Annotated in this window: 12 protein-coding genes and 1 pseudogene; 7 read left to right on the top strand and 6 right to left on the bottom strand. The window is 72.2% G+C overall.

The features are described from left to right. Positions 1 to 9: 9 nt before the first annotated feature. The 3 genes from QRY02_RS09225 to QRY02_RS09215 all read left to right on the top strand — a co-directional run bounded on the left by QRY02_RS09225 (position 10) and on the right by QRY02_RS09215 (position 6,643). Positions 10 to 1,677 (top strand): ArnT family glycosyltransferase, encoded by a 1,668-nt coding sequence (locus QRY02_RS09225; protein WP_285991076.1) that lies wholly within the window; start codon positions 10 to 12, stop codon positions 1,675 to 1,677. Positions 1,678 to 1,833: 156 nt separating this feature from the next. Next, positions 1,834 to 2,181: a hypothetical protein gene (locus tag QRY02_RS09220; RefSeq protein WP_285991075.1), complete on the top strand. Its 348-nt coding sequence runs from the start codon at positions 1,834 to 1,836 to the stop codon at positions 2,179 to 2,181. Positions 2,182 to 2,986: 805 nt separating this feature from the next. Next, positions 2,987 to 6,643, top strand: a complete 3,657-nt coding sequence (locus QRY02_RS09215; RefSeq protein ID WP_285991074.1) for a glycoside hydrolase family 3 C-terminal domain-containing protein — start codon at positions 2,987 to 2,989, stop codon at positions 6,641 to 6,643. Between the two features lie 45 nt (positions 6,644 to 6,688). Here the strand turns inward: QRY02_RS09215 and QRY02_RS09210 are convergent, their stop codons facing one another. Both QRY02_RS09210 and QRY02_RS09205 read right to left on the bottom strand, forming a co-directional pair. After that, a complete protein-coding gene (locus QRY02_RS09210) occupies positions 6,689 to 8,293 on the bottom strand; it encodes a tannase/feruloyl esterase family alpha/beta hydrolase (RefSeq protein WP_285991073.1) in 1,605 nt (534 codons plus the stop codon). Beyond that, positions 8,290 to 9,681 (bottom strand): MFS transporter, encoded by a 1,392-nt coding sequence (locus tag QRY02_RS09205; RefSeq protein WP_285991072.1) that lies wholly within the window; start codon positions 9,679 to 9,681, stop codon positions 8,290 to 8,292. Before QRY02_RS09205 ends, QRY02_RS09210 begins: the two co-directional genes overlap by 4 nt. 147 nt (positions 9,682 to 9,828) lie before the next feature. On the opposite strand from QRY02_RS09205, the gene QRY02_RS09200 reads away from it, so the two are divergent. Beyond that, a complete protein-coding gene (locus tag QRY02_RS09200; RefSeq protein WP_285991071.1) occupies positions 9,829 to 11,517 on the top strand; it encodes a helix-turn-helix domain-containing protein in 1,689 nt (562 codons plus the stop codon). 6 nt (positions 11,518 to 11,523) lie between these two features. On the opposite strand, the gene QRY02_RS09195 is transcribed toward QRY02_RS09200, so the two are convergent. Then, positions 11,524 to 13,137 (bottom strand): long-chain fatty acid--CoA ligase, encoded by a 1,614-nt coding sequence (locus QRY02_RS09195; protein ID WP_285991070.1) that lies wholly within the window; start codon positions 13,135 to 13,137, stop codon positions 11,524 to 11,526. Between the two features lie 243 nt (positions 13,138 to 13,380). Between QRY02_RS09195 and QRY02_RS09190 the strand changes: the two genes are divergently transcribed. Further along, on the top strand, positions 13,381 to 18,036 hold the full coding sequence (locus tag QRY02_RS09190) for a DUF6531 domain-containing protein (protein WP_285991069.1): 4,656 nt from the start codon (positions 13,381 to 13,383) through the stop codon (positions 18,034 to 18,036). Next, positions 18,033 to 18,353 carry a hypothetical protein gene (locus QRY02_RS09185; protein WP_353068936.1) on the top strand — a complete coding sequence of 107 codons (321 nt, stop codon included), beginning with the start codon at positions 18,033 to 18,035 and terminating at the stop codon, positions 18,351 to 18,353. The genes QRY02_RS09190 and QRY02_RS09185 overlap by 4 nt, the downstream gene beginning before the upstream one ends. Before the next feature lie 40 nt (positions 18,354 to 18,393). On the opposite strand, the gene QRY02_RS09180 is transcribed toward QRY02_RS09185, so the two are convergent. Next, on the bottom strand, positions 18,394 to 18,981 hold the full coding sequence (locus QRY02_RS09180) for a TetR/AcrR family transcriptional regulator (protein ID WP_285991068.1): 588 nt from the start codon (positions 18,979 to 18,981) through the stop codon (positions 18,394 to 18,396). A 100-nt stretch (positions 18,982 to 19,081) separates the two neighbouring features. Here QRY02_RS09180 and QRY02_RS09175 point away from each other — a divergent pair, with 100 nt between their 5' ends. Next, complete coding sequence (locus tag QRY02_RS09175; protein WP_285991067.1) at positions 19,082 to 20,125, top strand: NAD(P)-dependent alcohol dehydrogenase; 1,044 nt, start codon at positions 19,082 to 19,084, stop codon at positions 20,123 to 20,125. 110 nt (positions 20,126 to 20,235) lie between these two features. On the opposite strand, the gene QRY02_RS09170 is transcribed toward QRY02_RS09175, so the two are convergent. After that, complete coding sequence (locus QRY02_RS09170) at positions 20,236 to 22,092, bottom strand: non-reducing end alpha-L-arabinofuranosidase family hydrolase (protein ID WP_285991066.1); 1,857 nt, start codon at positions 22,090 to 22,092, stop codon at positions 20,236 to 20,238. Positions 22,093 to 22,102: 10 nt separating this feature from the next. Then, positions 22,103 to 22,636 (bottom strand): annotated as a pseudogene (locus tag QRY02_RS09165) (endo-1,4-beta-xylanase); the annotation flags it as partial. Positions 22,637 to 22,638 lie beyond the last annotated feature (2 nt).

Raw genomic sequence — 22,638 nt, 5'->3', positions numbered from 1 at the left:
CCTCAGGAGGTGGTCTCCGAAGCGACCCGGGAGGACGTGCCGCCCCTCGCGGGCGGGCGTCCTCCCGGCCGGTGGCGGCGGTGGCTGCTCGCGTTCGCCGTGGCCGGCCTGCTCGCCGGGATGGCGGTCGCGATGCTCACGACGGCCGTGGAGCAGACCCCGACGATCGACGAGCCGGTGTACGCCGGCACGGCGATCTTCTCGCTGGAACACCACAGCCTGCGGTTCAACCCCGAGCACCCGCCGCTGGGCAAGCTGATCATCGCCACCGGGCTGGCCTTCGCGGACGTGCACGTCGACGCCGGTTTCGCCGGCGACCAGACCGAGCTCGGCCGGTACGTCCTCTACGAGCAGGGCCACGACCCGGGCCGGCTGATGCTGCTGGCGCGGTTGCCGGTGATCGTGCTGACGCTGCTGTTCGGGCTGGTCGTCTTCGCCTTCGCCCGCGATCTGGCCGGCCCGGCCGGCGGCGTGGTGGCGCTGGCGCTGTATGCGCTTTCCCCCGACATCGTCGCGCACGGGTCACTGGCGACCCTCGACGTGCCGGTGGCCGGTTTCCTGGTGACGTCGGCCTGGCTGCTGTGGCGGGCCCGGCGGCGTCCGGGCTTCTACCTTCCCTTCGCGGGATTGGCCTTGGGCGCGGCCGTGGCCACGAAGATGAGCGCACTGGCCGCGGTTCCGGTGGCGCTGCTCCTGGTCGTGCTCTCCGTCTGGCACGGCCGCCGCGGGTCCGGTCCACAACGGACGGTCCGGCGCATCGGGGCCGGGGCCGCGGCGGCCCTCGGCGTTGCGCTGATCGCGATCGCCGTGGTGTGGGTTTCGTACCTGGTCGTCGATCCGCGGCTGCGCTGGGTGCCGCCACCGGGCCTGCCGCCCGTCGAGGGTCTGCGCTCGCTCGCCGGTCTGCTGCCGCTGCCCCGGCCGTACCTCGACGGGATGCGCGTCCAGTTCGGCTTCGAAGACCAGGTGTGGACGACGTTCCTGTTCGGCAGCCGCCACGTCGGCGCGCTGTGGTACTACCTCCCGGCCGCGCTGCTGGTGAAGACGCCGCTGGGTGCGCTGGCCCTCTGGGCGGCCGGCCTCGCCGCGATGCCGGCGGTACCGCGGCTGCGCCCGGCGGCACCGTACGTCCTCGTCCCCGCGGCCGTGCTGCTGGCCGCGGCCATGACGGGCAGCCGCGACCTGGGCGTCCGGTACGCGCTCTTCGTGCCGATGTTCCTGGCCATCGCGGCGGCGGGGGTGGTCACCGTCCGCCGCCGGTGGGCGCCGGTCGCCGTGGCGGGGCTGGTCGCGTTCACGGCGGTCGGCTCACTGCGCACGTTCCCGTACTACCTGCCGTATTCGAACGAGGCGTTCGGCGGCCCGGCGGAAACCCACCGGCAGCTGCACGACTCGAACGTCGACTGGGGCCAGGACCTTGGCCGGCTGGCCGATCGCCTGAAGCAGCGCTATCCGGGTGAGCGGGTGTGGCTGGTCTACAAGGGCAGCGGGGTGCCGTCGTACTACGGCATCGAGGCCGCGGACCCGCTCGCCGTGCCCCCGGACGCCGTGCACGGATTGCTCGTCGTCTCGGATTCCGCCGTGGCCAAGGCCGACGACCGGCTGGGATCGCTGCTCCGCACGAGCACCCCCATCGACGAGGTCGGCCACTCCATCACGATCCACCGCCGGCCGTGACCCGGACGCCGACGAGACGCCGGCCGGGGAAGGCACGCCCCGCCACCGGGCCATGGTCGACGGCACCCCGCTCGGCCGCCTCGGCCGGCCGCCTCGGCCGGACCGGCGAGCTGGACCGCGCGCCGACGTCTCCCCGTGGTCCGGCATGATGGCCGGGTGCCCCGCCGCGAGCTCCGCCCCGACCAGGTCTGGCTGATCGGCGTACCGCTCAACCTCCTGCTGGCCATCCCCTGCGCCTACCCGGTCGCCTTCGCGATGCTGGCAGCGCAGGTCATCGCCGGCGAGCTCGGGTGGGCCACGATCGACTCCACGGTGGTCGACGACGGCGCGGAGCTCGTGATCGGGTTCGGCGTGGTCGCGGTGTTGTTCGCCGGGCTGCTCGTGTTCGGCTTGAACGCCTTGTTCGCCTTCCGCGCACCACAGCTGAAGCGGGATCGCTACTGGCTTGCGGTGGCCCTGCTGGTCGTCGTTCCCGACGTCCTCTACTGGACCCTCATCCGCTAGGGCGCGTACCGCGCCCCACCCTCCACTTCGGACACCGTGGCCGCCCGTGCCGAGGGCGTCTTCCGTCTCCGCGAGCCGCTTGGCGTGATGGGCCAGGCAGTCCTCGGTGCGGGTGTGGGTGCTCGCCGCGATCGGATCGTGCGCGGGGAACAGCCGGGTATCCGGGAACGCCGTCATCAGCTCACCAGGGGTGTACCGCGTCAATCCGCCCGCTTGTCGCTGATCTGTCACAACCTCGAATGCACCAGTGGAATCACGGTCCCGGACACGACGCCGTGGTCGCTCTGCTCGGAGGTTTCCGCGGTGGAGTAGAAGCTCACGTCACCGTAGATGTCTCGTGCTTGGACGACGTTTTCCGCGGTTCCGGACGAACCGTGTACACCTGATCGACGCGGCTCCTGCGGTAGCGTCCCGACGGTGACCGGTGGGGGTCGTGAAGCAGGGACCTCTTCACCAGTCTGCGCCGTCTGTCGATGGCCGTCGTGGTCATCCTGGGCATCGTGCAAGGGCCGCACTTCGAGTCTGTCAAGAAGCTCACCGCGCTCCTCGGCCACTGGCTGATCTGGCGCTTCTGAGCCGGGCAGCCGGCGGCCCGCGCCGCCTCGTCCGGTGAAACTTTCAGTCACCGGCGGGCCTCGGCCAGCGGTGACACCGGGCCGGCCGTGATTTGCTTGCCAGAAGCGGATCCGTTGCGAACGATGGTGACGGACCAGCCTGCGAACCGGCGGTTCCTCGGCCGGCGGCGCGCCAGTCCCCTGGCACGGCCGGAGCCCTCAGCCCATCGAGCTTCTGCGACGGAGATCCGATGTCCTTGCGCTTCCCCGGCCGGCGACGGGTACGGCTGACCGCCGTGCCCCTGCTCGCCGTCACCATGACCGCGGCCACGCTCGTCCCGGCCGCGTCGGCGGACCCGGCGCAGCACGCCGCGCTGCCGGTCTACCGCGACACGCACTACAGCTTCGCCGAGCGGGCCGCCGACCTCGTCGCCCGCATGACCCTGCCCGAAAAGGTGCTGCAGCTGCGCACCAACAGCGCTCCGGCCATCCCGCGGCTCGGCGTGCAGCAGTACACGTACTGGAGCGAAGGCCAGCACGGCCTCAACACGCTCGGCGCGAACACCGACGACGGCACGGCGACCGGCGGGGTGCACGCCACGAGCTTCCCGACCAACCTGGCCAGCACGATGTCCTGGGACCCGGACCTGATCCAGCAGGAGACCACGGCGATCTCCGACGAGGCCCGCGGCATGCTGGACAAGTCGCTGTGGGGTGTCGCGCAGAACAACATCGGGCCGGACAAGAACAACTACGGCTCCCTGACCTACTGGGCGCCGACGGTCAACCTCGACCGCGACCCGCGCTGGGGCCGCACCGACGAAGGGTTCGGCGAAGACCCGTACCTGGTCGCGAAGATGGCCGGCGCGTTCGTCAACGGCTACCAGGGCCAGACCGCTTCCGGCCGGCCGACGACGCCGTACCTCAAGGTCGCGGCCACCGCCAAGCACTACGCGCTCAACAACGTCGAGAACGACCGGCACGCGGACTCCTCGGACACGACCGAGGCCAACCTCCGCGACTACTACACCAAGCAGTTCCGGCACCTGATCCAGGACGCGCACGTGTCGGGCCTGATGACGTCGTACAACGCGATCAACGGCACGCCGGCGCCGGCCGACACGTACACGGCGAACGCGATCGCCCAGCGCACCTACGGTTTCGACGGCTACACCACGTCCGACTGCGGCGCGGTCGGCGACGTCTACGCGCCCGGCAGCCACAACTGGGCGCCACCCGGCTGGACCACGGCCACCGCCAACGGCGGAACCCGGTGGACGAACACCGCGACCGGGCAGCAGGTCTCCGGCGCCGCCGGCGGCCAGGCGTACGCGCTGCGTGCGGGAACCCAGCTCAACTGCACCGGCACGGAAGCGACCGTGGCCAACATCCAGGAGGCCATCAAGGCCGGGGTGCTCTCCGAAGGCGTGCTCGACAACGCCCTGGTGCACGTGTTCACCACGCGCATGCAGACCGGCGAGTTCGACCCGCCGGACCGGGTGGCGTACACGAAGATCACCAAGGACGTCATCCAGAGCGCCGAGCACCAGGCGCTGGCCGCGAAGGTCGCCGCCAACTCGCTGGTGCTGCTGAAGAACGACCCGGTCGCCGGCACCGCCGCGCCGCTGCTGCCCGCCGATCCGGCCAAGCTCGGCACCGTGGTCGTCGTCGGTGATCTCGCGGGCAAGGTCACCCTCGGCGGCTACTCCGGCGAACCCGCGCTCCAGGTGAACGCGGTGCAGGGCATCACGTCCGCGGTCAAGGCGGCGAACCCGGGAGCCACGGTCACGTTCGACGCGTGCGGCACGTCCACCGGCACGACCACGGCGGCGAGCTGCTCGGCGGAGACCCTGGCCGCGATGAAGACGGCCGACCTGGTCGTGGTGTTCGCCGGCACCGACGGGAACGTGGCCACCGAGGGCCGGGACCGCACCACCATCGCCATGCCCGGCAACTACGACTCGCTGATCGACCAGGTCAAGGCGGCCGGCAACCCCCGGACCGCGCTGGCCGTCCAGGCGGGCGGCGCCGTTTCGCTCGGCCACGCCGAAGGCATTCCGGGCATCGTGTTCAGCGGGTACAACGGCGAAAGCCAGGGCACCGCGCTGGCCGACGTGCTGTTCGGCAAGCAGAACCCCAGCGGGCACCTGAACTTCACCTGGTACGCCGACGACTCGCAGCTGCCCGCCATCAAGAACTACGGGCTGACGCCGTCCCAGACCGGCGGCCTCGGCCGGACCTACCAGTACTTCACCGGCACGCCGGCGTACCCGTTCGGCCACGGCCTCTCCTACGCGAAGTTCGCCTACTCCCGCGTGCACGCGGACACCCGGGCCGCCGACGCGAACGGGCAGGTGACCGTGCACGTGGACGTGACCAACACCGGCAGCACGCCCGGTGCCACCGTCGCCCAGCTGTACGCGGCCACGGCGTTCGGCGTGCCCGGCGTGGAACTGCCGCGGCAGCGCCTGGCCGGCTTCAAGAAGACCGACGTGCTCGCCCCCGGCCGGACCCAGCACCTGGCCATCCCGGTGCGGATCAGCGATCTGGCGTTCTGGGACGAGGGGAAGGGCCGCGAAGTGGTGTACCCCGGCGCCTACCGGTTCGGCGTCGGCGCCGACTCCGCCCACCTCGCCGGCACCGCCACGGTGGCCGTCACCGGAGCGATCAAGCCGAAGACCCAGTACGTGACCGTGCAGCCGGGCCAGGTCGTGTTCGCGCCGGGCCAGCGCCTCGACCTGACGGCGAAGAACCCGTGGATCGCCGACGACACCGCCCAGGCCGGGCAGCACGTGCCGGCCGACCACATCGTCGAAGCGGTGCACGACGACCAGTCGTTCGTCGACCTTTCGCGGGCCCGGATCGGTTACCGCAGCAGCGATCCGCGCGTGGCCCAGGTGAGCCGGACCGGCCAGGTGACGATGGTGGCGCCCGGCGTCGCGACGATCAGCGTCACGGTCGACGGCGTCACCGGCACCACGCCGGTGGTCGTCGAGCAGCCGTTCACGCTCACGGCACCGGACCGGGTGAAGGCGGGCACGACGTACACCGCCACCACCACGCTGCCGAACCCGGCCGGCGCCCGGCCGTTGCGCGACGTCGCCCTGACGCTCAGCGGGCCGGCCGGCTGGACCGTCAAGGCGACCACGCCGTCGACGTTCGCCACCGTGGCGGCCGGGCAGACGGTCAGCACCACCTGGGAGATCGGCGTCCCGGCTTCGGCGGAACCCGGCAAGTTCGACCTGTCGGCGCAGGCCACGTTCACCTCGGTCAACGGGCGGGGCACCTCGACGGACGCGACCACCGTGCTGCTGCCGCACCCGCCGTACCCGTCGTTCGCCGCGGCGTACAACAACGTGGGCATCAGCGACGACGCCACGCCCGGCGCGGGCAACTTCGACGGCGGCAACGCGAGCTTCTCCGCGCAGGCACTGGCCGCGGCGACGCCCAGCCTGACGCCGGGAGCGACGTTCACCCACGACGGGCTGACGTTCACCTGGCCGGACGTCCCGACCGGCAGCCCGGACAACGTGGTGGCGGGCGGCGTGGCCGGCGGCCAGACGATCGCGATCTCCGGCACCGGCCACACGCTGGGCCTGATCGGCGCGGGCGACTACGGCAGCCCGAGCGGAACGGCAACGGTGACCTACACCGACGGCACGACCGAGTCCCACTCGGTGAGTTTCGCGGACTGGTGGTCCAACGCCGCCACCGGCGGCGACATCCTCACCACGTTGCCGTACCTGAACAACAGCAGCGGTCAGCTGAACCAGCGGGTGAGCCTGTACTACGCCCCGATCCCACTGCAGCCGGGCAAGACGGTGCAGTACGTGACCCTGCCGGACGTCAGCGACGGAGCGAACATGGGCACGGCGGCGATGCACATCTTCACGATCGCCATCGGCTGACCGAGGGGACGCGTCCCGCCGGCCCCCCGGCCGGCGGGACGCCCTTCACCGGGCACAGGTGAAACTCGCGGCGCTGTCCGGATCGCCCGAGCGGTACCGGGGCCAGCCCGGGTAGGCGCACAGCGGCAGCGTGCGCTGGTGGGCCAGGTCGGTGACGACCTGGTTCACCGGCGCCCGGCCGGTTTCGACCCACCGTTCGAGTGCCGTGAGCGAGTCCCAGCCCGCCGCGACCGCCGGGGTTCCGAAGTTGGCGTGATTGGCCCCTGGCACGACGTAGTACCGCAGGAAGGCGTCGGTCGCCCGTGGCCCCACCACCGAGCGGACCCGCTCGTAGTAGTCGCTCGTCGAGTACGGGGAGACCAGCTCGTCCGCGGCGCCGTGCAGCAGGATCAGCTTGCCGCCCGCGCGGGCGAACGGGCGCAGGTCCGCGTTGTTGCGGTCCTCGATCGACGACAGGGCGCTGATCCGGCCGAGCCACTTGCCCGGGTGCCGGGGATCGATGTCCAGCGCGTTCTGCCCCGGGTTCCGGGTCAGGAAGTACTTGACCCACTGGTCCCAGTACTGCATCCCGTACCCGCTGGTCACCGGCATCGGGTCGGCCGGTGCGGTGGTGCCGAAGCCGAGGAACGGCGTCCGCATGTCCGCCCCCGAGAGGAACGGGAACCCCGGGTAGCCGGTCTCGCCGCCGGCGATCCGGTACGGCCACCGGAACGGCGAAGACATGGCCGTCACCGCCCCGATCTGCGCGTCCGACAGACACGCCGGGCCGGTGTCGGTCCCGCCCGGGCAGCGCAGCACGCGCGGGTCGAAGCGACAGCCTCCCGGGTTCGAAACGACCTTGTCCTCGACCCCGTCCAGGCCGTCGCACGCCTTGATGACGCTGTCGTGGAGGAGGGTCTGCTTCGCGGGGCCGGGGAACGCCCCCGGGCGCGACAGGACCTGCGCCAGGTAGCCCAGATCCAGGATCTCGGCCAGGTTGTTCCAGGCCGGGTAGGCGGAAATCACGCCGTCGAACGCGGACGGCCAGCGCTGGGCGACGACGAGTGCCTCGCGGCCGCCGGTCGATCCGCCCGCGAAGAAGACTTCGGTGGGCCTCGCCGCGTACGCGCGCCGGATGAGGAACAGGCTCGCGTCCCGTGTCTTCTTCAGGGCGTCGCCCGCGGCGAAGTTGACCAAGGCCTCGTCGTTCGCGCCGAACGACCCGTCCAGGGACGGCGGGCGCGCCGGGTTCTGCTGGTGGCCGGAGTCGCTCGCGAAGGTCGCGTACCCGCGGGCCAGCGGCGCCGGCCGGTCGGCGGGGCCGAACGGCACGTTCCCCGCGACGTCGGGGATGGTGCCGTTGTACCCGCCGCCGCCGAACATCAGCGCCTTGTGGTTCCAGGCCAGGGGCAGGGCGACGCGCAGCTTGATGGCGGGCGCGGCCGGGTCGACGGGGTAGAGGTCCGCGTCGACCCGGCAATGGTCACCGGGCACGACGGAAGCCGCCGTGACCAGCCCGCCGCTCGTCGGCAGGCTCATGACCGACGCGGGAATCCGCAACCCCGCCAGCCCGGCGCAATCCAGGGCCGCGGGAGCCGCGGCGGCGGCCCCGGGGACGCTCGCCGCCAGCACCACGGCCGCCGGCACGGCGAGCCGGAGGAGTTTCCTCATCGCGCCCCCTCCCCGTGCAGGTGCGCGCCCGGGACGGCGTGCGGGTCGGCCCGGACCTCGGCCGGGTTCGTCTCCGGCAGGAACCACGCGCTGGCGAAGGTGATCAGCCCCATCACCGCGATGTAGACGGCGACCGGCCACGTGCTCCCGGTCCCGGCGATCAGCGCGGTCATCAGGAACGGCGTGCCACCGCTGACGACGATCGCGGACAGCTGGTAGGCCAGCGACGCGCCCGAGTAGCGGACGCTGGGCGCGAAGAGCTCGCCGAGGAAGCTCGCGATCGGGCCGTAGGTGAGGCACTGGAACACGAAACCCACCGCCACCGCGACGAAGATCAGCGGCAGGGACGCGGTGCCGACGAGCCCGAAGTACGGGAACGCCCAGAGGGCGACGCCCAGGCCGCCGATCAGGATCAGCGGGCGGCGGCCCACCTTGTCCGAGAGGTACCCGGACCAGGGAATGGCCGCGAGCATCGCCGCGGAACTGAGCAGCACCACCGCGAGCAGCGAGTCGCGCTGGAGCTTGAGCGTGCCGGTGCCGTAGCTGAGCAGCCCGGAAATGCTGACGTAGAACAGGCTGTTGGTGGCCGACAGCAGCCCGCAGCCCAGCAGGATGGTCCCCCACTTGCTGCGCAGGACCTGGGCGATCGGCGCCCGGACCACCGGGCCGTCCTTGTCCGCCACGGCTTCCTGCAGCCGCCGGAACTCCGGCGTGTCCTCCACTTTGGCCTGGATGTAGAGCACCACCCCGAACATCACGACGCTCAGCAGGAACGGGATGCGCCAGCCCCAGCCGAGGAAGGCGGCGTCCGGCATCAGCCCGCTGGTGGCGACGAAGATCAGGTTGGACACGATCACGGCCACCGGCACGCTCGTCTGCCCGAAGGTCCCGGCGAAGCCGCGCCGCTTCGGACTGGCGGATTCGGTCAGCAGCAGCACGATGCCGCCCCACTGCCCGCCGGTCGCCAGGCCCTGGACGAACCGCAGGATGACCAGCAGCGTCGGGGCCAGCGCGCCGACGCTCGCCGCGGTGGGCAGGCAGCCGATCAGGAAGGTCGCGGCCCCCATGACCGCCAGGCAGGCGACGACCACCGGCTTGCGCCCGTACTTGTCCCCGAGGTGCCCGGCCAGCACCCCGCCGATCGGCCGGGCCACGAACCCGGCCCAGAACGTGCTGAAGGCCAGCAGGGTGCCGGTCAGCGCCGAGGCGTGCGGGAAGAACACCTTGGGGAACACCAGCGCGGCCGCGGTGCCGTAGAGGAAGAAGTCGTACCACTCGATCGAGCTGCCGATGAGCCCGGCCGCCAGCAGTTTGCGGAAGGCCCGGCGCGGGGTCGCCGGCACCGCGGTGCCGGACTGCCCGTCGGGCTGGGTGAGCGGAATGGCCATGGGTGCCGCCTTCGTCGAGGAGCGCCGGCAGGGTGATGGCCGCGATGTTAGGACGCGGTTACGCTGTGGGCTGAGGTGTGGACCACCCACTCCTCCCGCCGCAGCGGTGGGTCTTTCGCCCACCCGATGCCGAGGAGGAAGATCCTGGTGACCAGTGCGGCGGAACCGCGCCGGCAGCGCGAACTGGCGTCGTTGTACGCCACCGTCAAGTCGCTCACCGCCCTGGGCGAGCTCGACGAGGTGCTGCAGTCGATCGTCCACCACGCCCACGACCTGATCGGCACCGACTTCACCTACCTCTCGCTGGTCGGCGCGGACGGCCGGCTGTCGGCCCGCGCGTCGGAGGGCACGATCTCCGCGGAGTTCCTCGCGGCGGCCATCCCCGCCACGGTGGGGCTCGGGGGCAAGGTGCTGGCCTCCAAGAGCCCGCACTGGGTGCGCGACTACGCGACCTCGACGCTCATCCAGCACGATCCGAACTTCGACCGCCTGGTCGGCACCGAGGAACTGGTCGCGCTGCTCGGTGTGCCGCTGGTCATCCGCGGTGAAGCCGTGGGCGCGCTGTTCGCCGCGGACCGCTCCGAACGGTCGTTCCAGGCCGAGGAGATCGCGCTGCTGAACGCGTTCGCCGACCACGCCGCGGTCGCCCTCGACAACGCCCGGCTCTACGAAGCGAGCCGGACCGCCCTGCGGGAGCTGCGGGTCGCGTACGGGAAGATCGAGCGGGCCCAGGCGATCCACGAAGCCCTGACCGGGGTCGTGCTGGACGGCGGCACCCCGCGCGACGTCGCGCAGCACCTCGCCGATCAGCTCGGCGGCAGCGTCACGCTCCTCGACCGGGCCGACAGTCCACTCCGGACGGACCTGGCGGGCGCGGTCGACGCCGCCCGCCGCACCGGCCGCTGCACGACGTCGTCCGGCTCCGACGGCACCGACCGCAGCGTGGCGGCCGTCCAGGCCGGCGACAGCTACCTCGGCGCGCTCGTGTGGAGCCGGCCGTCGGGCACCGGGGACGACACGGACCTGCGGACCCTCGAGCGCGCCACGCACATCCTCGGGCTGCTCATCCTCAAGGAGCGGGCCGTGGCCGAGGCCGGCGAGCGGCTGAGCGGGGAACTGCTGACCGAGCTCATGCTCGGCAGTCCCGGGATCGGCCCGGCCCAGCGCGCCCGCGCCCGGGCCCGCACCATCGACGTCGACCGGCTGGACCTGGTCGTGGTCGCGGACTCCCCCGCGGTGCCGCCGGGCGATCTCGCGCGGCACCTGCACGACGTCGCCCGGGAGCGTGCCGGGCTGGCCGGCGAGCACCTCGGCCGGGCCACGATGATCCTGCCCGGCGCCGACGACGAGGCGACCGTCGCGGACGTCCACACGAGACTGCGCCGGACGCTGGGCGGACCCGTCATCGTCGTCGGGGAACGAGCGGACGGCCACGACTGGTCACGGGCGTTCTCCCTGGCCGGTCGCTGCGGCGCCGTGCTGCGCGCGCTCGGGCACACCGACGCCGGGGCCACCACGCGTCAGTACGCCTTGTACGCCATGGTGTTCGACCCCGAGCGGGCCGGCGAGCTCGACCGCTTCCTGACCGGCTCGATCGGCGCGCTCCTCGAGTACGACCGGCGGCGGGGCACCGATCTGGTCGGCACCCTCAGCGCCTACTACGTCCACCGCGCCAACGTCGCGGCCACCGCCCGCGCGCTGCACCTGCACGTCAACACGCTGCTCAAGCGCCTCGACCGGGCCGGCACGGTGCTCGGCTCCGACTGGCGCCACAAGAACGACCTGGAGCTGCAGCTCGGGCTCCGGCTGCACCAGCTCCGGGCCGCCGCGTCCTGAGGCGGTTCAGCCCGCCCTCGCCGAGTCGCGCAGGGCGGTCTTCGAGATCTTGCCGGTGCCGGTCTTCGGCAAGGCGGGCACGAAGACGAATTCGTCGGGCAGCCACCACTTCGCGACCATCGGCGTGAGGTGCGCCAGCAGCTCGCCCGCCCCCAGCGCACTGCCCTCGCGCAGCACGACGTACGCCACCGGGCGTTCCATCCACCGCGGGTCCGGCCGGGCGATCACCGCCGCTTCGACGACGTCGGGGTGGGCGGTGATGGCGCCCTCGAGCTCGACCGAGGAGATCCACTCCCCGCCGGACTTGATCAGGTCCTTCATCCGGTCCACCAGCCGCAGGTACCCCTCGGCGTCGATGGTGGCCAGGTCGCCGGTGCGCAGCCAGCCGTCGGCGGTGAAGCTGCCGTCGGCGCTCACCCGGTAGTAGCCGCCCGCCACCCAGGGGCCCGCGACCTGCAGCTCGCCGACGGCGTCGCCGTCGCGGGGCAGCTCGCGGCCGGTCTCGACGTCGACGATCCGCACGTTCACCAGCGGCAACGGCTGGCCCTGGGCGGCCCGCACGGCCACCTGGGCCGCCGCGGACGCGTCCCGGTGCTGGGTGCGCGTGCCGCCGATGGCCCCGACGGGGCTGACCTCCGTCATCCCCCAGGAGTGCGTGATGGGCACGCCGATCGCGGCGCGGTAGGTCTCGGACAGCGCCGGCGGGACGGCCGATCCGCCGCCCAGCAGGAACCGCGTGGCGCTCAGGTCGTGCTCCCGCAGCCCGGGGGCCATGCTCGTCCAGACCGTCGGGACGGCGCCGGCGACCGTGACCCGCTCGGCCGCCATCAGCCGCAGCAGGTGGTCCGGGTCCGCGGACGGCCCGGGCAGCACCAGCGCGGCACCCGCCAGCATCGCGCCGTAGGGCAGGCCCCAGGCGTTGGCGTGGAACATGGGCACGATCGGCAGCACGACGTCGCTTTCGCACAGGCCGACGAGACCCGCGGCGAGCGTCCCCAGGCCGTGCAGGACCGTCGAGCGGTGGCTGTAGAGCACGCCCTTGGGCGGCCCGGTCGTCCCGGACGTGTAGCACAGCCCGGACGCGAGGTGCTCGTCCACGAGCGTGAAGGTGTCCTCGAACGAGCCGGTGAACGGCGCCGCCGCGGCGATCAGGCCGTCGTAGTGCAGGACACGGGGGTCCGCCGGGATCGGCTCGTCGCTGTCGTCGGGCAGCACGACCCAGTACCGCACCCGCGGCAGGCGGCCCGCGCTCGGCCAGATCCGCGGCAGCAGCGCCCGATCGACGAACACCACGTCGTCCTCGGCGTGCTCGACGATGTACTCGAGGTGCTCCGCGGGCAGCCGGATGTTGATCGGGTGCAGCACCCGCTTGGTGACCGGCACGGCCAGGTAGAGCTCGAGGTGCCGCCGGTGGTTGCTCGCGAAGGTCGCGACCCGGGCGCCGGGCGGGACGCCGAGGGCGTCCAGCGCGGTGGCGAGGCGCCGGGTCCCGCCGGCCACCTCGGCGTACGTCAGCCGCTCGTCGCCGGCCGTGACGACTTCCTTGTGCGCGTAGAGCCGCTCGGCACGCTCCAGGACGTGGGCGAGGGTGAGTGGCCGTGGCTGCATCAGCCCGTCCATGGCAGCCCTTCCCGTCGGGGGATCTTCCGGTCGCGAGTGACTTTAAGAGCGGTCTCGCCGGGGAGAGAGGTCAGAACCGCCCACTCGTCCACCCGCTCCGGTGGTGATCACCTCCACGTCGGTGACCGTTGCCCGCCCCGGACAGCGATCGTGGATTTTCGGGCAGCGGGGTGCGCGTACCAGTGGGGCCGGGTCCGGCGCTGCTAATTTTGGGCCAACACTCGGTGAAAAGAGGGTGGTGCAGTGGCGAACCCGCTGGTGGCGGAGACCAAGGACTCCACGAAGGCGTACTCGGGCATTTCGCTGCTGGAGTCGGCGAACGACCTGAAGTCGGCCATCGAGAGCGGGGACTGGGCGTCGGTCGCGCTCGGGGCCGTCGGGACGGCGCTGGACGCGCTGTCGATGGCGATGGACCCGTTCGGGGCGATCCTCGCCGCCGGTGTCGGGTGGTTGATCGAGCACGTCGGGCCGTTGAAGGAGGCCCTGAACGGGTTGACCGGCAACGCCGACGAGATCGCGGCGCAGTCGGAGACGTGGAAGAACGTCGCCACCGAGCTGGGCAGCATCGGCGTGGACCTGACCGGCATGGTCAAGACCGACGTCTCGTCGTGGACCGGCGCCGCCGCCGACACCTACCGCCAGCGCGCGCAGGACACCGTGACGCTCTTGGAGACGGCGCAGAAGGGCTGTGAAGGCGCTTCCAGCGGCGTCAAGACCGCCGGTGAGGTCGTCGCCGCGGTGCGGGCGTTGGTGCGGGACATCATCGCGGAGCTGGTCGGGCACCTGATCAGCTGGGCGTTGCAGGTCGTGTTCACCTTGGGGATCGGGATGACCTGGGTCGTGCCGCAGGTGATCAACGCGGTCGCGAAAACCGCGTCGAAGATCGCCGACCTGGTCAAGCGGCTGGTGACCGCGTTGAAGGCGCTGGTTCCGCTGCTGAAGCGGGCGGGTGATCTGTTCGCGGACGCGGCGAAGGCGCTGCGGAACATCAAGCCGGGTAAGGCCGCGCCCCCGCCGAAGCACGCCGACATCAAGAGCGGTCCCAAGGACATCGGCGGCCCCAAGGGCAAGGGCGGCCCGGACGCACCACCCCCGAAGACCGACCCGCCCCCCAAGACCGACCCGCCACCGAAGGGCGACGACAGCACCAGCGCGGCGGGCGCGAAGGGCGACCCGCCGCCTAAGTCCGATCCACCGCCCAAGACGGATCCGCCCCCGAAGAGCGACCCACCGGCCGACACCCCGCCGCCGCCGAAGGCCGACCCGCCCGGAGGCACGCCCCGGGGCGGCCCCGACGGCGGCGGCAAACCGAAGGGGGACCCGAAGGGCGACGGCCCGCGCGACCGCGCGGTGCCGGACGACAAGAAGGTCTGCGTCTCCGACCCGGTGGACGTCGCCACCGGCGAGGTGGTGCTGAAGCAGGTCGACCTGACGCTGCCGGGTGAGGCGGGCGACCTCGAGCTCTCGCGCACGCACCTGTCGGCCTACCGCGCCGGCCGGTGGTTCGGCCGCTCCTGGGCGTCCACATTGGACCAGCGACTGGAGGCCGACCGCGAGCACCTGCGGTTCTTCGCCGAGGACGGCATGGTTCTCGTGTACCCGCGACCGGACGGCGACCGGCCCGTGCTGCCGATCGAAGGCCCGCGCCACCCGCTGCGCCGGACCGCCGAGGGCTACCGGCTGTCGGCGGGTGCCCGCGACCTGGTGTTCGCGGCCGGCCCCGGCCGCGTGCTGCCGCTGACGGTCATCGAGCAGGGCGGCAGCCGCACCACGGTCGAGCACGCCGAGAGCGGTGCGCCGCGGCTGCTGCGCCGGGACGACGGCACCGAGATCAGCGTCGAAGCCGGCTCGGGGCGGATCACCGCGCTCGGCGCGCCCGGTGGCGCGCCGGTCGTCCGGTACGGCTACAACCGGCTCGGCCAGCTGACCCAGATCGCCGGGTTCACCGGGCGCCCGGTGAACCTCGACTACGACGTCGACGACCGGATCGTCGGCTGGCAGGACCGTACCGGCACCTGGTACCGGTACGTCTACGACGCCGAGGGCCGCTGCGTCCGCAGTGTCGGTGCCGAGCGCTACCTCAACGGCACCTTCGCCTACGACACCGAGGCCCGGACCACCCGGCACACCGACGCGCTCGGCCACACCTGGACCTACCGGATGAACGAGGCCGGCCAGCTCGTCGAGCGGACCGACCCGCTCGGGCACACGCGCCGGTACTCGTGGACCCGGTACGACGACCTGCTGTCGCAGTCCGACGAGCTCGGCCGGATCACCTTCTACGGCTACGAGAACGGCGTGCTGACGACGGTGACGCGGCCGGACGGCTCCGAGGTCCGGCTCACCCCCACCGGGACCGGCGAGGTGGAACTGCGCGCCGGGAACGTGCGGGCCGTCGCCCCGGCGTCCGACCCCTACGCCGCGCTCCCCGGCGTCTCCACCCGGTTGCGCGTCGACGGACCGGCGGACGCCCTCGGTGACGCACCGGTGATCACCGCGGCGGCGCGGCCGGGCGACCGCGACCCGTTCGGCAGGCCCCGGCTGGTGCACACCGCCTCCGGCGGCGCCGCCCGGCTGGGCTGGACGGCGGAAGGACAGCGCGCCTGGCGGATCGGCCCGCACGGCGAGCGGGAAAGCTGGCGCCACGACGGCGAAGGCCGCGTCGTCGAGCACCGCGACGCCACCGGGCGGACGACCCGGCGCACGTACGGCCCGTTCGGCCTGCCGATCGAAGAGATCGACGCCGCCGGCGCGCGCACGGCGTACCGCTACGACGCCGAACTGCGGTTGGTCGCCGTGACCAACCCGCGGGGCCTGACCTGGCGCTACACCTACGATCCCGCCGGACGGCTCGTCGAGGAGACCGACTTCGACGGGCGCCGGCTGACCTACGCCTACGACGAAGCCGGGCAGCTGCGGCGGATGACGAACGGCCTCGGCGAAGTCACCGAATACGCCTACGACGCGCTCGGCAACGTCGTCGAACGGCGGACGGCGACCGGTGTCACCGGGTACGCCTACGACGCACTGGGGCAGCTCGAGTACGCGGTCAACAACGAATCGGTCCTGCAGATCGTGCGCGACGAACGCGGGCGGGTGCGCGAAGAGACCCTCAACGGCGTCGGCGTGCGCTGGACCTACGACGCCGCGGGCGTCCACCGCACCACGCTGTCCGGTGTGGACAGTGAGTGGCGGTACGACGGCGATCGCCCGGCGTCGCTTCGCGTCGCGGGCCACGAGGTCGCCTTCGAGTACGACGAAGCCGGCCGTGAAACCGCTCGCTCGGTCGACGGCGAAGTGGTGCTGCGCCAGGTCTTCGACGCCGCGGACCGGCTCGCCGAGCAGACGATCACCGGCGTGGGCCGGCGCGGCTACACGTACACGCCGGACGGCAGGCTCGCCGCGATCGACGACGCCCGGCCGGTCCGGTTCGGGTTCGACCAGGCGGGCCGGGTCACGGAGGTGCGCGCGCCCGAAGTCGTCGAACGCTTCACCTACGACGCGGCGGGCCGGCTCGTGCCGCCGGCCGGGACGCGGTACGGCCACGACCCGCAGGGCCGGGTGACCGGCCGGGTGCGGCCCACGGCGGCCGGGCCGGCGGAATGGCGGTTCGTCTGGGACGAGCTGGACCGGCTGGTCGCCGTCATCGCCCCGGACGAGTCGTTCTGGACCTACCTCTACGACCCGCTGGGACGGCGGTTCGCCAAGCGGCGCTGGGTGCTCGGCGAGGACGGCGCACCGCGGCGGACCGCCGAGACGTGGTTCGTCTGGAGCGGTGGCGAGCTCGTCGAGGAGATCGAGCTGACCGACGACGGTTCCTCGCGCGTGCTCACCTGGGAGCGGCACCCCGGCGACGGCCGGCCGGTGGTCCAGGTCGAGCAGCGGGGCTCCGAGGTGCGCTTCCACACGGTGGTGACGTCACCGGCCGGCACGCCGACCGAGCTCGTCGGCCCGGACGGGACGCTCGGCTGGCAGGCGCGGACGAGCTTCTGGGGCGAGCTGCTGCCCTCGACCTCCGGCACCGCGCCGATGCCGCTGGCCTTCCCGGGCCAGTACCGCGACACCGAGACCGGGTTGCACTACAACGTCTACCGCTACTACGACCCGCGGACGGCCCGGTACCTGAGCCAGGACCCGCTCGGCCTGGCCGCGGCGCCCGACCCGGTGGGTTACGTGGCGCAGCCCCACCTGCAGAGCGACCCGCTCGGCCTGGTGCAGAGCCCCTGCGGCAAGACGGGCGGCCCGAAGGCCCCGGACAATCCGGCGGGCGGCGGCGACGCGGCGAAGCTCCCGCCGGGGGCCAAGAAGCCGGACGGCCTGGCCGAGTTCCGCGACCCGGACGGCAAGGTCCGCCCGCACAACATGACCGACGAGCAGTACGCCAAGTTCTCGAAGAAGTGGGACGAGATGATGGCGCCGGGCAAGGACAAGTCCTGGTTCTGGTCGGGCGGCCACATCAAGGACTCGGTCGTCGACCCCGCGACCGGCACCAAGATCTCGGACGCGAAGTACCACGGCTCGATCGAAAACCCGGCGATCGACATGGCGAAGAAGAAGGGCGGCAACACCCTCGAAGGCATCCTGAAGGACAACGGCATCGAGATGCCCAACTTTTCCGACAACCACCCGAACGGCGAAAAGGTGTGGAAGGACGCGTCGAAGGCGCTCGGCCGCAACGCGGAAGGCGACGTCCACATCGCCCTGCCGAACACGCCGGGCAAGTCCAGCGGCTGGGCCGGCCAGGGCGACGAGCTCGCCTCCCGCCGCCCGAACAACGTGTTCGACATGGACGAGTTCCCGATCCTGCGCCACAACCCGAAGGTGGACAAGGTCATCGCCCATGACACGGACTACCCGGACGCGCCGCCGGTGGTGATCTGGGACCGCAAGACCCGATGACCCCGCGGCCGGTCCCGCCCCGGACGGCAAACGGCTGTTCGACGAGCTCGCCCGGCACGGAACCCGACGACTGGGCGCGCGACCGGGCGCAGAAGGTGTTCCTGCAGATCTACGACCGGCTGGGCCCCTTGGCGGAGCTCCGGTTCCGGCAGGTGCTGGCCGAGACGGATCCCGCGCTGGCGGACCTCGCCGCCCACCACGACTCGGCGAAGGTCGCCGCCCTGTTCGCCGCACTGGGCGACCGGCACCCGGCGGGCGACACGCCCTTCGAGCAGGCCGCCGAAGCGCGGCGGCTGGACGAAGCACGCCGGCGGTGAGCGGCACTTCCCGAGCCGACCGTGCCGGAACGTGCCGCGTTCAGGCGGGGGCGATGACGCTTTGCACGCACTCCCGCAACAGCGCCCGGCGCCGGTCGTGGACCTCGGCCGGTTCCGCGTCCGTGGCGGCGTAGACGTTGCTGACCGGCGACCACGCCATGGACATCGCGATCACCATCGCCATCAGGTCGAAGGGGTCGCCCGCCCGGACCAGCCCCGCGGCCTGCGCTTCGGCGATGGCCCGCAGCTTGGGGTCGTCCCTCCGGTCGGCGTCGGCCACCAGGTGCCCGGCCGGCCGCCGCTCGAGGCGGGTCCAGGTCGCGAGCCGGATGAGGTCCGGGCGCCGCAGGTACTCGTCGTAGAGGCGGACCGCCCAGCCGGCGAGGTCGGCGCCGTCGATCGGCACCACGTTGACGATCCGCTCCAGCGAGGCGAAGAAGATCGCGTCGAACAGCCCGTCCTTGCTGCCGAAGTAGGCGTACAGCTGGGCCCGGTTGGTCCGGGCCGCCTCGACGATGCGCTCGACGCGCGCCCCGGCGATGCCGTACCGGGCGAACTCCTCGGTCGCCGCGTCCACGATGCGCTGCTTCGTGGCAGCTCCGCGCGAGGTCAGCAGCTTGTCGGCCATGCCGGCCAGCTTACAACAGAACAGTCGGTTTGCTTTTCCCGGGCCGGGCGCGCTAGCGTCGAGCGAACAAACCGACTGTTCTGTTTCTCGAGGAGCTGCGATGCGGACCACCACCGGCTGGCTGGCCGGCGCGAACGACCCCACCCTCCGGCGCGCCACGCTCGACCGGCGCGACCTGCGCGACGACGACATCGCGATCCGCGTGGACCACTGCGGGGTCTGCCACACCGACCTGCACGCGCTGCACGGCCCCCGGGACACCGCGCTGGTGCCGGGCCACGAGTTCACCGGCGTCGTGACCGAGACCGGGCCGGCGGTGACGCGGTTCGCGGCCGGCGACCCGGTGGCGGTCGGCAACATCGTCGACTCCTGCGGGAAGTGCGCGATGTGCCGCCGCGGCCAGGAGAACTTCTGCGCCGAGTTCCCCACGCTGACCTACGGCGGAACCGACCGCCACGACGGCTCCCCCACGCTGGGCGCGTTCGCCCGCGAATACGTCGTCCGGGAAGACTTCGCCTACCGGCTCCCGGCGGGTCTCGACCCGGCGGCCGCCGCACCGTTGCTGTGCGCGGGGATCACGGTCTGGGAACCGCTGCGCGCGCTCGGCACCGGGCCCGGCACCCGGGTCGCGGTGATCGGCCTCGGCGGCCTGGGGCACCTGGCGGTCAAGCTCGCGGTCGCCCTCGGCGCCGAGACGACGGTCATCAGCCGGTCGGCCGGCAAGGCCGCGGATGCGACCCGGCTCGGGGCGCGCGAGCTGCTGGTGTCGGCGGATCCCCGGCAGCTCGAAGCGGCCCGCGACCGGTTCGACGTCGTCATCGACACCATCGCGGCCCCCCACGACCTCGGCCCGTACCTGCGGCTGGTCGCCCTGGACGGCACCCTCAGCCAGGTCGGCCACCTCGGCTCACTCACGGTCGAGGCGATGGACCTGCTGGTGGGCCGCAAGAAACTGACCTCGGCGGGCAGCGGCGGCCGGCCCGGGACCGCGGCGATGCTCGACTTCTGCGCCCGCCACTCCGTCACCGCGGACGTCGAAACCGTCCCGTCGGCCCGGGTGAACGAGGTCCTGGACCGGCTGTCCGCGGGCGACGTCCGCTACCGCTTCGTCCTCGACCTGGCCGACCTCGACCGCGCCGGCTGACCGATCCCGGCCCGGCGTCGACGGCCCTGGCCTGCTTCACCGCGCCGGTACGGTGAAGCAGGCCAGGTCCTCTCCCTCAGCGTGCCCGCCGGGCTTCCGGCGGGCACCGGTCAGCACGTGGCGTTCGTCTGCGTCAGCAGGCCCAGCCGCCACGGCAGGCTGTTGTAGTCCCCGCCGGAGGCGGGGTCCCGGCCCTGGTAGAGGTAGCGGATGCGGCAGGGGTCGATGGTCAGCGTCTGGTCCGTACCGGCCCGGATCATCTCGCCGTGGCTGATGTCCGTCGTCCACGAGCCGGCCGGGAACGAGACGTTGGCCGCGCCGGCGAACGGGGCGCTCTCGGTGTCGGCCAGCGGTGTCCAGGGTCCGGCGATCGCGCTCGACGTCCAGGACCGGAAGTACCTTCCCCGGACGCCGATCGCCTCCACGATCAGCAGGTACTGGTCCGCACCCGCCACCTTGTACACATTGGACGCTTCGAACAACGCGTACCGGTCCGCGTCCTGGGCGGCGATGACCGGGTCGCTCATGCCGTCCGGGAAGTTCGCGACCGACGTCTGCGACCGGTAGAGGTGACCGTTGTCGTCGGAGGAGAACAGGTGGCAGGCGGCGGCGTCGCAGATCACCCACATGTCCACCCAGTAGCCGCTGCCGATGTTCTGCTGGATGATCGCCGGCATCGACGGGTAGAAGTGCTTCGGGGCGCTCCAGCCGCTCGGGTTGCCGATGTCCGGGTTGGTCGAATAGGCCGCGTTGCCGTCCTGGTAGACCAGGTACCACAGCTTCTGCGGCGCGAAGTAGAACACCTCGGGCGCCGCGCGGTACCCGGTGCCGATCCCCGACTGGTCCAGGTAGTACTGGGTGGCCGAGCCGGCCTGGGCCCAGTCCGTGAAGCTCAGGTACACCAGGTTGTACCCGGCCGCGTTCGCCGTGCTGGCGAACACGTGGTACTTCCCGTCGGCGTAGACCACCGACGGGTCCTTGATGCCGGCGATGTCGTGCGTCGCGTCGGACTTCGGGGCGATCAGCGCACCGCTGGAGCTCCACGAGTAGCGGGCCGGCAGGGTGCCGCCGCTCGGCGCGGACGGTCCGGTCCACCGCTGGTTGGCTCCGCCGGTGCAGGTCCAGATGATCACCTTGGTGCCGTTGGCGGTCGCGGCGCCGGACACGTCCAGGCACAGCCCGGACTGGCCGTTGGTGACCGTGCCGCTGCCGGTGAACGTCCACTTCTGCCCGGCCCCGCCGGTGCAGTCCGCGATCACCGCCGCCGTGCCCGCGGCGGTTCCGCCGCCCGCGGTGCCCAGGCACCGCTTCCCCGCACCGGAGTAGACGCTCAGCTCCCCCGCGCTGCCGCGGGTCCACTGCTGGTTCGCGCCGCTGTGGCAGTCCCAGATCTGCACCTGGGTGCCGGCCGAGCCCGCCGAGCCCGGGACGTCGAGGCACCGGTTCGACGCCGTGGCGCGCACCGGACCGGTGCTCCCGCCGGGATCCGGGTCGTCGCCGCCGAGCGCGTCGAGGACGGCGGTGTAGGCCTGCTTCTTGCCGTAGTTGCCGTCGAACAGCAGCGGGGTGTCGCCCGAGCGCCACGAATACTTGTCCGTGACGCCCCAGACCGTGATGCCGGTGCACCGGGTCACCGCCCGGCACGCCTGGGTCACCTGCCGGTACACGTTCGCCTGGCCGGTCCCCGAGCCGCCGACGTCCAGCTCGGTGATCTGGACGTCGACGCCGAGGTCGGCGAAGCGCTGGAGGTTGGCCTGGTAACTGCTCAGGTTCGAGTTCGAGGAGAGGTGGCTCTGGAAGCCCACGCAGTCGATCGGCACGCCGCGGCTCTTGAAGTCCCGGACCATGTTGTAGATCCCGGTGCTCTTCGCGTTGATGCCGTCGGTGTTGTAGTCGTTGTAGCAGAAGCTTGGCGTTCGGGTCCGCCGTGCGGGCCGCGCGGAAGGCGTCCTCGATGTAGCCGTCACCGAGCTTCTGCTGGAAGGTCGCCTGCCGCCGGGTGCCGTTCTCCTCGAACGCCTCGTTGACCACGTCCCACGCGATGACCTGGCCCTTCCAGTGCCCGGCCACCTGGCTGATGTGGTTCAGCATCGCCGAGCGCAGGTTGTTCGCGTCCAGCCCGCCGACCCACGGGGCCAGCTGCTGGTACCACACCAGCGTGTGCCCGCGGATCTTCATCCCCTTGCTCCTGGCCTGGCTGACGATCTGGTCCGCGGGCCCGAAGTTGAACTGGTTGCGGTTCGGCTCGACCGTGGCCCACTTCATCTCGTTTTCCGGGGTGACGCCGTTGAACTCCGACGTCCACGTGTTGACGTAGGCCGCCTCGCCGAGGTGGCTCGTCGAGATCGCGGCGCCGAAGTATCGTCCGGTCTGCGCCGCCGCGGCCCCGAGCGTGCTCGCCGCCCCGGCGACGCCGGGCGAGAGCACCAGAGCGGTCGCCGCCAGCCCGGCGGCCGCGAGGACGGTGACGGCGGTCCGGAGTGGCCGCCGCGGGGGTGAGCCGGTGATCATCG

The sequence above is a fragment of the Amycolatopsis sp. DG1A-15b genome (genome assembly GCF_030285645.1).
Taxonomy (GTDB): domain Bacteria; phylum Actinomycetota; class Actinomycetes; order Mycobacteriales; family Pseudonocardiaceae; genus Amycolatopsis.
The sequence above is the reverse complement of the archived record's forward strand: the minus strand, read 5'-3'. Positions and strand labels throughout refer to the sequence as shown.

Bases quoted from the DNA above. Each gene is read 5' to 3' on its own strand.
- QRY02_RS09185 (WP_353068936.1), top strand. From the start codon at position 18,033: ATGACCCCGCGGCCGGTCCCGCCCCGGACGGCAAACGGCTGTTCGACG.
- QRY02_RS09215 (WP_285991074.1), top strand. From the start codon at position 2,987: ATGTCCTTGCGCTTCCCCGGCCGGCGACGGGTACGGCTGACCGCCGTG.
- QRY02_RS09195 (WP_285991070.1), bottom strand. From the start codon at position 13,137: ATGGACGGGCTGATGCAGCCACGGCCACTCACCCTCGCCCACGTCCTG.
- QRY02_RS09180 (WP_285991068.1), bottom strand. From the start codon at position 18,981: ATGGCCGACAAGCTGCTGACCTCGCGCGGAGCTGCCACGAAGCAGCGC.
- QRY02_RS09205 (WP_285991072.1), bottom strand. From the start codon at position 9,681: ATGGCCATTCCGCTCACCCAGCCCGACGGGCAGTCCGGCACCGCGGTG.
- QRY02_RS09175 (WP_285991067.1), top strand. From the start codon at position 19,082: ATGCGGACCACCACCGGCTGGCTGGCCGGCGCGAACGACCCCACCCTC.
- QRY02_RS09210 (WP_285991073.1), bottom strand. From the start codon at position 8,293: ATGAGGAAACTCCTCCGGCTCGCCGTGCCGGCGGCCGTGGTGCTGGCG.